This window comes from Streptomyces beihaiensis, from assembly GCF_026274175.1.
In the GTDB taxonomy this organism is placed as follows: domain Bacteria; phylum Actinomycetota; class Actinomycetes; order Streptomycetales; family Streptomycetaceae; genus Streptomyces; species Streptomyces beihaiensis.
In genome coordinates this window covers 36,340-49,516 of the sequence record NZ_JAPHNL010000321.1, presented here as the reverse complement: position 1 = coordinate 49,516, position 13,177 = coordinate 36,340, and the positions used below count along the sequence as shown (strand labels likewise).

The 13,177-nt window shown below is 69.9% G+C and carries 11 protein-coding genes, 1 tRNA gene and 1 pseudogene; 5 read left to right on the top strand and 8 right to left on the bottom strand.

Translation table 11 applies throughout. The features are described from left to right. Positions 1–61 precede the first annotated feature (61 nt). Entirely contained in the window at positions 62–631 is a 570-nt protein-coding gene (locus tag OFY01_RS29220) for a Uma2 family endonuclease (protein ID WP_266605030.1), read from the top strand. Positions 632–755: 124 nt separating this feature from the next. On the opposite strand, the gene OFY01_RS29215 is transcribed toward OFY01_RS29220, so the two are convergent. Beyond that, positions 756–1,415, bottom strand: a complete 660-nt coding sequence (locus OFY01_RS29215; protein ID WP_266604971.1) for a TetR/AcrR family transcriptional regulator — start codon at positions 1,413–1,415, stop codon at positions 756–758. A 186-nt stretch (positions 1,416–1,601) separates the two neighbouring features. Between OFY01_RS29215 and OFY01_RS29210 the strand changes: the two are divergent. Further along, positions 1,602–2,719, top strand: a pseudogene (locus OFY01_RS29210) (serine hydrolase domain-containing protein). A gap of 259 nt (positions 2,720–2,978) precedes the next feature. Here OFY01_RS29210 and OFY01_RS29205 read toward each other — a convergent pair. The 3 genes from OFY01_RS29205 to OFY01_RS29195 all read right to left on the bottom strand — a co-directional run bounded on the left by OFY01_RS29205 (position 2,979) and on the right by OFY01_RS29195 (position 3,927). Next, positions 2,979–3,302 carry a PIN domain-containing protein gene (locus OFY01_RS29205; RefSeq protein ID WP_266604969.1) on the bottom strand — a complete coding sequence of 108 codons (324 nt, stop codon included), beginning with the start codon at positions 3,300–3,302 and terminating at the stop codon, positions 2,979–2,981. Between the two features lie 59 nt (positions 3,303–3,361). Then, complete coding sequence (locus OFY01_RS29200; protein ID WP_266604967.1) at positions 3,362–3,625, bottom strand: hypothetical protein; 264 nt, start codon at positions 3,623–3,625, stop codon at positions 3,362–3,364. Positions 3,626–3,854: 229 nt separating this feature from the next. Continuing rightward, positions 3,855–3,927: transfer RNA gene (locus OFY01_RS29195), tRNA-Ala, on the bottom strand. Between the two features lie 182 nt (positions 3,928–4,109). Between OFY01_RS29195 and OFY01_RS29190 the strand changes: the two genes are divergently transcribed. Beyond that, entirely contained in the window at positions 4,110–4,658 is a 549-nt protein-coding gene (locus OFY01_RS29190; RefSeq protein ID WP_266604965.1) for a helix-turn-helix domain-containing protein, read from the top strand. 75 nt (positions 4,659–4,733) lie between these two features. Continuing rightward, positions 4,734–6,329 (top strand): serine/threonine-protein kinase, encoded by a 1,596-nt coding sequence (locus OFY01_RS29185; RefSeq protein ID WP_266604963.1) that lies wholly within the window; start codon positions 4,734–4,736, stop codon positions 6,327–6,329. A gap of 9 nt (positions 6,330–6,338) precedes the next feature. Here the strand turns inward: OFY01_RS29185 and OFY01_RS29180 are convergent, their stop codons facing one another. Together OFY01_RS29180 and OFY01_RS29175 are read right to left on the bottom strand one after the other, a co-directional pair. After that, a complete protein-coding gene (locus OFY01_RS29180) occupies positions 6,339–7,790 on the bottom strand; it encodes a hypothetical protein (protein WP_266604962.1) in 1,452 nt (483 codons plus the stop codon). 222 nt (positions 7,791–8,012) lie between these two features. Then, positions 8,013–8,141 (bottom strand): DLW-39 family protein, encoded by a 129-nt coding sequence (locus OFY01_RS29175; protein WP_003999697.1) that lies wholly within the window; start codon positions 8,139–8,141, stop codon positions 8,013–8,015. 314 nt (positions 8,142–8,455) lie between these two features. On the opposite strand from OFY01_RS29175, the gene OFY01_RS29170 reads away from it, so the two are divergent. Next, positions 8,456–8,764, top strand: a complete 309-nt coding sequence (locus tag OFY01_RS29170; RefSeq protein ID WP_266604960.1) for a DUF6344 domain-containing protein — start codon at positions 8,456–8,458, stop codon at positions 8,762–8,764. Positions 8,765–9,383: 619 nt separating this feature from the next. Here the strand turns inward: OFY01_RS29170 and OFY01_RS29165 are convergent. Next, positions 9,384–10,103 carry a transporter substrate-binding domain-containing protein gene (locus tag OFY01_RS29165; protein ID WP_266604958.1) on the bottom strand — a complete coding sequence of 240 codons (720 nt, stop codon included), beginning with the start codon at positions 10,101–10,103 and terminating at the stop codon, positions 9,384–9,386. 128 nt (positions 10,104–10,231) lie between these two features. Beyond that, a complete protein-coding gene (locus tag OFY01_RS29160) occupies positions 10,232–13,042 on the bottom strand; it encodes an N-acetylmuramoyl-L-alanine amidase (protein ID WP_407700451.1) in 2,811 nt (936 codons plus the stop codon). Positions 13,043–13,177 lie beyond the last annotated feature (135 nt).

The window sequence follows — 13,177 nt, the reverse complement described above, 5'->3', positions numbered from 1 at the left end:
AGTCCACCACACCTCTCGTTCCCCGCCTAAGCTGGAGGCCAGGAGGTGCTTGGTGACGGTTATGGAACACCGGCCGCAGATGCAGGCCGAGGAGTTCGAGCGCATCGCCGCAGCCGCCGAGCGCGAGGGCGTCCGTATGGAGTTCATCCACGGCAGGCTGGGGGTCAAGGCTGTGCCCGACGGCGACCACGACGAGATCATCCGCTGGCTCATGCAGCGCTGCATGCAGCACCGCCCCGACCTGTGGCTCTACCCCGAACGCGGCCTGAAGATCCAGACCTACCGCAACGGCAACGCCAAGCCCGACGGCGCCCTGGCCCCCGAAGGCGCCTTCGCCGGCCAGGGCGAATGGGCCCACCCCGACCAGGTCCAGATGATCGTCGAGGTCACCTCCTACGACACCGACACCGACAAGCGTGACCGGGAGGAAAAGCCCGCCGCCTACGCCGAGACCGGCATCCCGGTGTACCTGCTCGTCGACCGCGACACGTGCGAGACCCTCGTCTACAGCGAGCCCGACGCCGGTTCGTACACCAAGATCCTGCGCCGTCCGTTCGGCAAGACCATCGAAGTCCCCGCCCCCGTCGGCTTCGCCCTGGACACCGCACCTCTCAAGGACTGGGTGCGCTGACCTCCAACCGCCGGTCAGGGGGCACGCCAGGTCGGCGCCATTGCTCGCGATCACGTAGTGGTACCGCCGAGCGAACTGGTCGGGTGCGAGCCACATTCTTGCGGTACACCCACGAGCCGGTCGACTAGTTCGGGCAGATCGCGGCCTCGATGTGAGCGAGGTGGGCGGCGAGGATCTCTTCGAACGCGGCGCGGCGATCCGCCCCGAGGGGGCGGACGTCGCGGGCGAAGTGGGCGAGGGCGGGAAAGCGTTCCGGGTCGGCGCCGAGTACCGCGACGCGGAACAGCTCCATACCCTGTTCGTACTCTTCCGGGGTGATGGTGCTGACTCCGGCCTCGGAGGCGATCAGCGCGGCGATGAGGACCGCGAGCCGGTGATAGCGCGCCGGGATCTCCTCATCAGGCAGTCCCGACGCGCGCAGGGCCTGCAGCACCTCTTCCATGACCCGCCGGGAACCGGCGCCGCCTGACGCGTACCGTCCCCAGACCGCGGCGAGCTCGGGCTGCTGACCGAACGCATCCCTCACGCGCAGGGCCAGGGCGGTGATGCGCTGCTTCCAGTCGCCCTCGGCGCGGTAGCCGTCCATGGAAGCCAGGAGGATCCGGTCGGCGACCGCGCGCAGCAGTTCGGTCTTGCTGCGGAAGTGCCGGTAGAGGCTGGAGGAGTCGGTCCCAAGGGTCGCGGCGAGCCGACGCACGCTGAACGACTCGGTGTCGCTCATGCGCAGCAACTCTGCTGCCGCGTCCAGGATCTCCTCGGACGACCAACGCCTTCGACCTGCCATTTCGCCCCTCTCGTCGGACTCAGCCTAACTCATGCACTTGGTGTTGCACGCACTGCGTGCATAATGAGGACATGAGCGTGACGAGCGACCCGGCAGCAGGCGGGTCGGCGTGCCACGCGTGCCTTGTCACCCGGCTCGGGCGACCGATGTGGAGCCCACCCCGAGCGATGCGAAAGGACGCATGCCGTGAGGAACTCACTGGATTCCGCGGCGCTGGATGCCGCCGTGGAAAACGTCCACCGCGCCGGGATGCCGGGCCTGTTCGCCGAGGTGCGTGACGGCGACCGGGTCTGGCGCGGCGCCGCCGGAGTCGCCGATGTCGCCACCGGCCGTCCCATCACCGCCGACATGAGGCACCGGGTCTGCAGCATCACGAAGACCTTCACGGCCGCAGCGGTTCTGCAGCAGGTCGAGAGCGGTCAGATCGGACTCGACGCACCGATCGGCCGGTACCTTCCGAACCTGGTTCCCGGAGAACGCGGTGACACGATCACGGTCCGGATGCTGATCAACCACACCAGCGGACTCGCCGAGTATCTCCCGTACGCCTACCCCTCCCTCAAGGCGTTCCCCGCCCTCGCCGGCACCGGGCCCCAGAGCCTGGACGACCACCGGCTCACGCGGTTCGACCCCACTGAACTGATCGAGATGGGGGTCACCGCACCTGCCGTCGGTACCCCGGGCGGTGCACCGGGGGTGTACTCCAACACCAACTACCTGCTCCTCGGCCAGCTCCTGGAACAGGTGACCGGCACCACGGCCGAGCAGTACATCACCCGGAACATCATCGAGCGCGCCGGGCTCCGGGACACCGAACTCCCCGCCGGACCGTACGTCGACGGGCCGCACTCGCAGCTCTACGAGGCGTGGTTCGGCATGATCGACCCGCCGCGCGACTACAGCGTCTACGACATGTCGTGGGTACGGCCGGCGGCCTCACTGATATCGACCGTCGCGGACCTCAACCGCTTCTACGGCATGCTGCTGGCCGGAACGATCGTCAGCCCGTCGTCGCTGGCGCAGATGCAACGCACCGGCCCGGTCATCTCCCAAGAGGGAAAGACGATCGACTACGGACTCGGCCTGCACCCGATGGAGGGCCCCGGTCAGGGCACCTTCTGGGGCCATGGCGGCACGGTCTGGGGTGGTGGGGCACTGGCCATGACCCGTGCCGACGGCAAGCGGCAGATGGCGGTCGCGGTGAACCTGCAGAGGTGGAACAGACTCGACCCCTCCGGTAAGCCGCAGCCCCACCCATCGACAACGCGCTTGCGGCTCTTTACCGCGTCGCGATGTACGGCTGACCGGGCCGGCTGCTGAACCCATTGGTTGCCCTCATTCCCCTTCGTCCCCGTTGAGACCGACCGCGCCCGGGCCGCGCAGCGGGCGCAGGCCGCCGTCGGCAGGGCGCCCGGCCGTGAGCACCGCCATGGCCGATCGTCCTGTCCGTGCGACGGCGATGCCCGTCGTCACACCGGACAGCAACAGTGATCGCCATGGCAGGGAGCGTCATGCATGCGTGAAGTCCCGCTGACCGGCCGCTGTGATCAAACCGCCGAAGTGTCAGCGGTTGAGGTCGAGGACGGGCACACCCCGCCCGTAGTACGCCTTCGGCGCCACTGTGGCGACCAACGCGTCCGCACCCCACTCGGGAAGATGACGCACGGCATGGACGGCAGCCGCGATCCCGGACGGGACGCCGCCCCTGCGCAGCTGCGCGACAGTGAGCATGCCCGGATAGTCGAGGTCGACCGTGTGGATGACATCGAGCTGGCCGACGTGCTCCGCGATCCCCAGATGCTCCGCGTCCGCTTCGAGAATCGACAGCACCGGAGCCCACAACCGCGTCTCCGCCTCGAAGTGGGCCCGGTGAACCAGCGCGGACACCTGCCGGTTCCCCGACAAGGCGAGCAACGTGGGTGCATCCAGGACCAGATGGTGCTGGATCACGCGGCCGGGCCCTGCTGTCCCCCGAAGACATCGCGCAACCTGCGGCCCATCGCTGCGCTCTCCTCGTCACTCACCTCGACACCGAAATGCTCCGCCAGGTAGGCGCGTGCCCGCTCCGCACGCTCACGCCGTTCCTCATCCGTGAGCGTCGTCTCCGCGAACTCCTGCACCAAGGAGCGGATCGACGTACCCCGGGACTCCGCGATGACCGCGAGACGGTCCCGCACCTCAGAGGGCACTCGGATCATGGCATCGGACATGAAGCGAGTATACGTCCACGTCTACACACAGGCAGGACTCTTCGCCGAAGCCCTATCCGACACCCCTCCACCTCGCAGGTCCCAGGGGATCCACGGGGGAGCCAAGATCCAGCAAACCCCTCGGGGTTCAAGGGCTCCCCCACCTCCGGTGGGCACCGATGCGCCCACCGGTGGGCACGAAAAATGCCCTCCGAAACCGCGTTTCCGCAGGTCAGAGGGCATTTCAAGGTGGAGCCTAGGGGAGTCGAACCCCTGACATCTGCCATGCAAAGACAGCGCTCTACCAACTGAGCTAAGGCCCCGAAGACAGTGCACCCCACAGAAGGACCCCCTCCTGGGTGAGCACCGCAGACCAGAGTACCGGTTCCTCCCCCTGATCTCGCAAAAGGATTGGGGGTCCCGGTGAGCGACCACTCTCCGTAAGATGCCCCACGTGCTTCGCGGCAGCGAAGCGCCGTACTTGGGGAAGCGATGGGGAGACGCAATGGACGCCGCACAGCAGGAAGCCACCGCCAGAGCCAGGGAGCTCCAGCGGAACTGGTACGGGGAGCCTCTGGGGGCGCTCTTCCGTCGGCTGATCGAGGATCTCGGCCTCAACCAGGCCCGCCTCGCGGGGGTGCTCGGCCTGTCCGCTCCCATGCTGTCACAGCTCATGAGCGGGCAGCGCGCCAAGATCGGCAACCCGGCTGTGGTGCAGCGCGTGCAGCAGTTGCAGGAACTGTCGGGGCAGGTTGCCGACGGGAGCGTGAGCGCCGCGGAGGCCACCGAGCGAATGGACGAGATCAAGAAGTCGCAGGGTGGCTCGGTGCTCACCAACACCGGTCAGACATCGACCGGTTCCGGTGCTCCGACGGTCAAGCGCGTCGTCCGGGAGATCCAGTCGCTGCTGCGGTCGGTGTCGGCGGCCGGTGAGATCATCGAGGCCTCCGACGCCCTCGCCGCCACCCACCCGGAGCTGGCAGAGTTCCTTCGGGTGTACGGCGCGGGGCGCACCTCCGACGCCGTGGCCCACTACCAGGCGCACCAGAGCTGACCGGGCACCGGGCCCCCGCGCAGCAGCCCAGGGGCCCGGTGCGTCCCGGGCCAGGGAGGGGAGCGACGCACGACCATGGGTGAGGTCTTCGCCGGCCGGTACGAGTTGGCCGACCCGATCGGCCGTGGAGGAGTCGGCGCGGTCTGGCGCGCCTGGGACCACCGCCGCAGACGCTACGTCGCGGCCAAGGTGCTGCAGCAGAGCGACGCCCACACGCTGCTGCGCTTCGTCCGCGAGCAGGCGCTGCGCATCGATCACCCGCACGTCCTCGCCCCGACGAGCTGGGCCGCCGACGACGACAAGGTCCTGTTCACCATGGACCTCGTCGCGGGCGGCTCGCTGGCCCATCTGGTCGGCGACTACGGGCCGTTGCCGCCGCAGTTCGTGAGCATTCTGCTCGACCAGCTCCTGTCCGGACTCGCGGCCGTGCACGGCGAGGGCGTCGTACACCGCGACATCAAACCCGCGAACCTGCTGCTGGAGGCGACCGGCACCGGCCTTCCTCATCTACGCGTCTCCGACTTCGGCATCGCCATGCGCAAGGGCGAGCCGCGGCTGACCGAGGCGGACTACGTGGTGGGCACGCCCGGTTACATCGCCCCTGAGCAGTCCCTCGGCGCCGAACCCGACTTTCCCGCCGACCTGTTCGCGGCGGGCCTCGTCGCCCTCTATCTCCTCGAAGGGGCCAAGCCGGACGACCGCGCCCTGATCGAGCGCTTCGCCGAGCACGGCACGCCCGGCGCGCCGAAAGGGGTCCCGGGCCCGCTCTGGTCGGTCCTCGCGGGGCTGTTGCAGCCGGATCCGGAGGCGCGGTTCCGTACGGCGACCGGGGCGCGCAAAGCGCTGCTCGACGCCGCCGAACTGCTGCCCGAGCCGGGCCCGGACGACGAGCTGATCGAGGTTTTCGACCACCTGGGGTCGCTGCCGCCCGGCTTCGGGCCGCACGGCCCGGCCGTGCGCGGCCGCCGCGCCCGTCCCCTGCACGCCACGCCACCCGCTTCTTTGGCCACGCCGTCCAGGACACCGGGTCCACCGCCGCTGCCGGCCGATCCGCCCGCGCCCGCGGAACCGCCTGCGCCCGCCGAACCGCCTGCGCCCGCCGAACCGCCTGCGTCGGCCGATCCACTGGTGGCCTCGGAGCCGCCCGCCCCGGCCGACCCGCCGATACCCGCCGAGCCGCCCACCGGCACGCCGGTGCCGCCCCCGCCGTCGGCGCCGCCGTTCCCGCCCGCACCGACCACGCCGCCGCCGGTTCCCGCGCCACTGCCGCCCCCGGTTGCCCCGACAGCCCCGACAGCCCCGACAGCCTCAGCGACTCCGTCGGCCCCGACGCCGCTCCTCGTATCAACACGGCCGACACCGCCGGGGGAGCGGGCGGAAGAGGAGCAACAGGCGGTACGAGGAGTATCAGGGACATCCGGCATATCGGGGGTACCACGGGCATCGGGCATATCAGAAGCACCGGGCTTATCGGGAGCATCGGAGGTATCGGGGGTATCGGGGGTACCAGGTGTATCAGGTGTATCGGGGGCCCAGGAGGTACAAGGGGAACAGGAAGACGAGCGGGGCGCGCCCCGCCGTCCGGGGCCGCCCCCGAAGGTGGCCGCCCCGGTCCTCCTCCTCGCGCTGCTCTGCTTCGCCGTGGGCATCTGGGCCCTGGCCCACCCGTGACTCGCCCGCTCACCCGTGCCGCGCGACCCGCCGCCTGAACCGCCGCACCGACACCATCCGCCACACTCCGAGCCACAGCACCAACGCCGTACCGGTCCCGATGCCGCCCACGCCCACCAGCATCCGGGCCGACACCGAGCTCCCCGTCGACGTGGCGGCGGGTGTGGCGGAAGTGCGGCCGCCCCCGGAACGGCCGGCCCCGGGCCCGGCGATGGACCCCGCGGAACCAGAATCAGAACCAGAACCATTGCCCCCGGGTCCGGACCCGGGCCCGGACCCGTCATCGGCACCCCGGTCCCCCCAGTCCGCCCCGCCCACCCCGCGCGCCGCGGCCTGCCGGTCGGCGTCGGTGACCTGGAACGGCCCCGGATCCCGTACGTAGTCGGGCGCCCGCCCCGTCTTCCCGCGGACGGTCACTCGCAGCGTCACGTCGTACGCGCGGTCCCCGAACGTCCGGGCCATGGCCGGGTCGAGACCGACCTTGACGTAGTACCAGCCCGCGAACCGCATGGCCGCCCGGTCCGTGCGGAGCAGATGCCGGTTCTCGTACGCGACCGGAGGCAGCGGGTCCAACGTCGCCGATGCCGCGTCCCCCGCATACCCGGCCTCCTTCTCCGCGACGGGCGCACGCGCCGGGTTGTACAGCTGGACGTCGAGCGCTCCCGGCACGTACCCGCGCCGCGCCCGGTCCCCCGCCGCGCCCTTGAGCCCGGCGTCGAGGAAGAGCTGTTGCCCCCAGTCGACCGGAACCCGGAAGAAGTGGCTCTCGCCCGGCCGCACCCGGTCCCGCCATACCCCGCCGTTCACCGCCGCGGCATCGTTGAACCCGGTGCCTCCGGCGCGCGGCGCCCCGCCGCCGGACGGAGACGGCCGCAGAGACGGCGCCGAGCCGGAGGGCCAGGCGCTCGGCCCCTGGGCGGGCTCCGGTGTCACGAGCCCCGGCTCGGTGGCCACGCTCAGTTCGAGCCCCCACGTTTCGCGCGTGGAATCGGCGTCCGTCTGCCGCCGCACGACCAGGTAGTACGTCCCGGCCGCCTGGCACCGCGTGGCGCCCGCCCGGATCTTGCGCTCGGCGACCGCGGCGACGGGCCGCGGGTACGCCCCCGTGCTGAAGGTCGCCCGTCCGGTGCCGCAGCTGTGGCCCGCGCTGTCCCGCAACGTCACGGTGATGCCGTCGGCGTACGACACCTTCACACCGGAGCCGAGCGGGGGCACGGCGACGACCGAGGCGTACGCGTCGGCGGCGCCGTCGAGGTCGACCCGGTAGTAGGCGGTACCGTCCGAGCCCACGCCGATCGAACTGCGGTACGTGCGGGCCGTACTGAGCCGTGCGGCGTCACCGGCGCCGTGCGCGCCGCGGACCGTACGGGCGCCGTCGCCGTACACGTACGGGTCGGCGGTCGTGGTCGTGGTCGTGCCGACCGTGCCGACCGCCGCGGCCGCGCCGCACGAACCTGGCAACAGGCCCACCACCGGGGCCACGGCAACAGCACTGGCAACAGCGACGGCAACAGGTCCGCCCCGCCTCATGAGTCTCCCCATGGACGGCCATCCTGCCGTCCCTGCCGGGCCCCTGTCCGCCGCGCGTCACAAACCCGCCACACATCGGCACAACGGCACTCAGCACATAGCCCCGGCCGCTGTGGAGCGACCGGGGCTATGTGAAGAGAGTGTTGTCGATACTCACGAACCCGTGGGCACGGAGTCGGTCGCCTCCGTCCACAGATCCTGCTCGGCGCGATCCGCCTGGATCTGGCGGTACACGAGGAGCCCGCCGATGGCGGCCAGTGCGACCAGGAGAAGCTTCTTCACCGCGCGACCTCGTCTTTCTTCACGTAGGGGACCTCTGGCGCCCGACTATACACACCGACCGATATCGATCGGTGACCTGTACCTGCTCCCCAACTCCCCTCCGTCGGGGCGCAGTAGAACCGGACGAGCGCACTCCGCATACTGCCGCAGGCCCCTCAATCAATCACCTTAACGGTCAATCCACACGATATACCCCCATCCGAGTGGTGTTCATCTGAAGATCGACGCGCCACGGACGCTCCTCCCACACTCGCGACGCCGCATACACATCATGAGGAAAGTACGCAAATCGCCCAACCTGAAAGTGAGGGGCCATGACCAAGAACCGGGTCATGACGCTGTGGACCGTCGTCATCTCCGCCTTCATCGCGCTCTTCTCGGCGCTCGGCATCGCCTCCCCGGCCGCCGCGGCCACGCCCGTACAGCAGACCCAGGAGGCGAGCAACTCGGCGGCGACCGCCCCCGCTCCCACCACGGCCCGCCCGTTCTGGGCCTTCAAGCGAAAGCTGCCGCCCACGATGAAGCAGCGCATCAGCGCCGAGGCCCACGGAACCACCCCCGGCGGCCGCCACCACGACCCCGCGGACCAGAACGATGACGCGGCGCTGGCGACAGAGCAGTAGCTCGCCGCAGCCACAGCAAGAGCCGCAGGAGTAGTCGTAGCCGTAGCCACGGGCATTTCCTCGACGGCAGTCCGAGCAAGCGGTACGACCCAACACCAACGGCCCTACCGCAGCAGAACGCAGGACCAGCAGAACCAGCAGGTCCAGTAGAACCAGCAGGACCAACACGTCCGGTGGAACCGGCAGAACCAGCAGAACCAGCAGAACCAGCAGGTCCAGCAGGACCAAGCACACGAACACGCCCGCCCGCACACCACCCCACACAGGGCAGACGCACGGACGGGCAGGCCCCAAGACGCCGATCGGGAACGCACCGCCAGATCGCCAGGCCATCAGGCCATCAGGCCACCAGATCACCAGGCCACCAGGCCACCAGGCCACCAGGCCACAGGATCGCCAGACCGCCAGACCGCCAGATCGCCAGGCCACCAGATCGCCGGACCCAGCCCACCGGCCATGCGCACACGCGACACCGCCCCACCTCACCGAGGCCCCAGCCACCCACACTCAGGCTGAGCGGGCCCCTTTGGCATGCCCCGATGAACCCGGGTAGACGAAAGAACAACTCGCCCCCGCAACCGGGCTTGCTCCCCTGACTCGGCAGCCCGCCGGCGCCCTCCTACACGGCCGCGGCCAGCATCGGGTCCTGCCCCGAGTCCCGGAGCGCCTGCGCGACGAAGCCGGAGGACAGCAGCTCGGTCACGGTGTCGTTCAGGAAGCGCACGGTCTCCGGACGCCTGTCCTTGGTCGTGCCCATGGCCTGCCGGATCGTCATGAACGCGGGTTCCAGCAGCCGCAGTTCGGACCGCCGCTCGACATGTGCGGTCAGCGGCTGGCGGATGCCGGCGGCCACCTCCAGGCCCTCGGCGTGGAAGACGTCGACGCCGTCCTCGCCGCGCACCACTGTGGCGTGACGCAGAGCGCGCGTCAGGTACAGGTCGTACGCGGATCCCTTCTTGACGCCGACGCGCACCCCGTCCCGGTCGACGTCCTCCGCGGAGACGAACGACGAGTCGACCGGAACCGCGTACACCCCCTGGATGTGCACGTACGGCGTCGTGAACGCGACGTCCTTCTCGCGCGCCGGATCAACGGCGAGAAAACACAGGTCGGCCTGGCCCTCGGCCATCGCGGCGTACGACTTGCGGGCGGCGTCGAAGCAGCTGAAGCCGACCGACAGTCCGAGCCGCGCGGCGACCTCTCGGGCCAGGGCGACGGTGATTCCGGACGGCGCGTCCGGCGTGCCCTGGGCAAGGACGGGGTTGCCCAGGTTGATGGAGACGCGCAGCACCCCTGTGGGAGCCAGGTCACGGGCAAGATCTATCGCTGAGGTCGTCATGGCGCGAGTCTAGGCAGCCCCGCGGCCCCCCGCCCCGCCTTCGGCCTTCCGCCTCTCGCCTCTCGCCTCTCGCCTCTCGCCTCCCACCCTCGGCTGTTCGCCGGGGGTGGGAGGCGCGGGGCATCAGGTCACAGGAGGCTGTTGTAGATGTTCCAACCCCCGCCGATGGCCTTCCGGGAGCTGTACGGCGCCGTCTCGCTGCCGGTGCCCGGGTAGAGGTACAGCTCTCCGGACGAGTCGCGGGCGACGAGGTCCGGCTTGCCGTCACCGTTCAGGTCACCGGCGCCGACCATGGTGTAGCCGGTCCAGCCGTGACCCGCCTTGACGCGCGATCCGAACGGCGACGTGAGGCTGCCGGTGCCCGGGTAGACGTACAGATACCCGTACTTGTCGCGGGCCAGCAGGTCGGGCTTGCCGTCACCGTTCACGTCACCGCTGTTGACCATGGTGTAGGTGGTCCAGCCGTGGCCCACCTTGGTACGCGATCCGATCGGTGACGTGGGGTCGCCGGTGCCCGGGTAGACGTACAGATACCCGTACTTGTCGCGGGCCAGCAGGTCGGCCTTGCCGTCACCGGTCAGGTCGCCCATGCCGAGGATGGTGTAACCGGTCCACCCGTGGCCGGCCTTCACACGCCTCTTGAGCGGGTACGTGGGGTTCCCGCTGCCCTGGTAGTACCAGAGGTAGCCGGAGCCGTCGATCGCGACCAGGTCGCCCGTGCCGTCGGCGTGGAAGACGGACATCGCCGTCATGAGGGTGTAGGTGCCCCAGCCGTGGCCGATCTTGTACCGGGACAGGAACGGGTACGACGCCGTGCCGCCCGTGCCCTGGTACTCCCACAGGTAGCCCGACGCGTCACGGGCGATGAGGTCCTGCCGCTTCGACGCAGCCGGCGGCGGCACCGCGGCGACCACCTTCACGTCGGCCGAACTCAGGTAGCCCAGACGGTGGTTGAAGCGGATCGGGTAGTAGGTGGTGGTGCCGCTGATGACCGTACGGTCGTACGTGGAGCTGCCGTCGAACGTCGTCGAGCGGTAGTAGCTCGACTTCTCCGGCGCGATGGCGACGTACGCCTGACCCGCGGGGATCGAGTACTTGGTGAGCGGTGTCACCGGCTTCGCGGTGAGACCGGTCGGGTACGCGCTCGCCTCCGGGTAGGCCCGGCCGTAGACCGGGATGGAGGAGACGCCGTCGCGGGCGGTGACCACCTTGAACGCGGAGGTGTCGGAGACCGGGACGGTGTACGCGCCGTGCGGGTTGTGGAACCACGCCTCCTTGCCGCCGTACCAGATCGCGGTCCAGTCACCCTGCTGCGTGGCCACCACGAAGTCCTGCCCCGCGACCGCCTTGTCGCCCCAGTCGGAGGCGACGGTCGTACCGGAGGAGAAGTACGGGTTCGAGATCAGCGAGGCGCTGCTCGACGGGGACGTACGCAGGTACACGAAGTTGGCGGGCTGGGCCGACTGTCCGCTGACCGTCGGCTCGTACGAGGTGCTGAACGGCGGCGCGATCCGCACCACCTCACCGGCGACGAGCGGCGACCCGGCCGGGTTGCTGTTCGTCGGCGCGCCGAGCAGGGACATGTAGTGGTTCCAGTCCCAGTACGTGCCCGGGTCCCAGTGCATCCCGGAGACGTACGCGTCGAGCGGGCCCTCGACGTCGTCGTGGCCGATGATGTGCTCGCGGTCCAGCGGAACGCCGTACTTGTTCGCGAGGTACTTCACCAGCGCGGCCGACGACTCGTACTCCGACTCGGTGTACCAGCTGCCGCCCTTGAGGGCGAAGCCCTCGTGCTCGATGCCCACGGAGTGCTCGTTGGTGTACCAGTTGCCCGCGTGCCAGGCGACGTCCTTGGTGGGCACCATCTGCGTGACCAGGCCGTCCGAGGAGCGGACCACGTAGTGAGCGCTCGCACCGGCGGTGGGGTCCTGGAACTCACTGACCGCCGAGGAGTAGCTGCTCTCGGTGTCGTGGATGACGATGTACTTGATCGCGTCACCGTCCGTGGGGCGGTTCGCGATGTCGTAGTTGCCGTACTGCGTCTTGTCCGTGGAGCTGGTCTGCTGGTACGCGGCCGGGGCGACGTTGCACGTCAGACCGGAGGGGCACTCCGGGGTCATGGTGCTGGTGCTCGTCGTCGTGCCGGTGACGTAACTGGCGTCCGTGGCGGTGGCGGTACCGGTGGACGTGCCGCCGGTGGTCGAGTAGGCGGCCGTGGTCGCCTGCGGCCTCAGGCCGGGCTGCGGCGGGAGCGTGACCCGCTGGCCGTCGGCGGTCACCCGGCTGATGCCGGACCGCATGTGCGCGTAGACCCGCGCGGTGAACTGCGCCGCACCGCGGCTGTCCGGTGACTGGCTGAACCGCGCCACCGCCGCGGACCACTGCGCCGGGTCGGTGGGCAGGCCGCCGGTCGCGGCACGCTCGTACTCGGCGAGCAGGGCCGCCCCGCCGCGCACGCTCTGGTCCCTGTCGCTGCGCAGCGACGAGGCGTCGGTGCCGATGAGCTTGGCCGCACGGTCCAGCGTGTGCAGCGCGGGCTTACCGGTCTGCACGGCGCCCACCTCGGCGAGCACGTGCTTGGACGGGTGGAACGCACCCGGATGCTCTTCACCCCGCAGGTTCAGTTCCCGCGTGCGCTCGCTCGTGGACGGCTTGTGCACCTGCGTGGAGCTGACCTGCGTGAGACCCATCACGTTGTAGTTGCCGGTCATGCTCGGCTTGCCGGCGTGTGTGTCCCAGCGGCTCTGCTGGTACGCGACCGCCATCAGCACGCTCTGCGGGACCTTGAACTCCCGTGCGGCCGAGGCGAATTCGCTCTGCAGGGCGGTGTCCGACGCGGCCTTCGGGGCCGAGTCGGGCGAGGGGTTGGCCTCAGCCACCGCCGCTATCCCGGTGGCGACCACCGCGAGCACCCCGCCTGCGGCCAGTCCCACCTTCATTCGTGAGCGGCGATGTTTCCGCTGCTTGCGACTCAAAGATCGTTCCCCTTCTGTTCCAGACCGCGCTTCGGGCAATCGTGGGGGGATGAGGACGCTAGCAGTGACCGTCATCGGTGTGTGCACCAGGTGCCGGAA

What these genes read in the sequence shown, in the direction of transcription:
- OFY01_RS29220 (WP_266605030.1), top strand. Translation starts at nt 62, where the DNA reads ATGGAACACCGGCCGCAGATGCAGGCCGAGGAGTTCGAGCGCATCGCC.
- OFY01_RS29215 (WP_266604971.1), bottom strand. Translation starts at nt 1,415, where the DNA reads ATGGCAGGTCGAAGGCGTTGGTCGTCCGAGGAGATCCTGGACGCGGCA.
- OFY01_RS29200 (WP_266604967.1), bottom strand. Translation starts at nt 3,625, where the DNA reads ATGTCCGATGCCATGATCCGAGTGCCCTCTGAGGTGCGGGACCGTCTC.
- OFY01_RS29190 (WP_266604965.1), top strand. Translation starts at nt 4,110, where the DNA reads ATGGACGCCGCACAGCAGGAAGCCACCGCCAGAGCCAGGGAGCTCCAG.
- OFY01_RS29185 (WP_266604963.1), top strand. Translation starts at nt 4,734, where the DNA reads ATGGGTGAGGTCTTCGCCGGCCGGTACGAGTTGGCCGACCCGATCGGC.
- OFY01_RS29170 (WP_266604960.1), top strand. Translation starts at nt 8,456, where the DNA reads ATGACCAAGAACCGGGTCATGACGCTGTGGACCGTCGTCATCTCCGCC.
- OFY01_RS29165 (WP_266604958.1), bottom strand. Translation starts at nt 10,103, where the DNA reads ATGACGACCTCAGCGATAGATCTTGCCCGTGACCTGGCTCCCACAGGG.
- OFY01_RS29160 (WP_407700451.1), bottom strand. Translation starts at nt 13,042, where the DNA reads ATGAAGGTGGGACTGGCCGCAGGCGGGGTGCTCGCGGTGGTCGCCACC.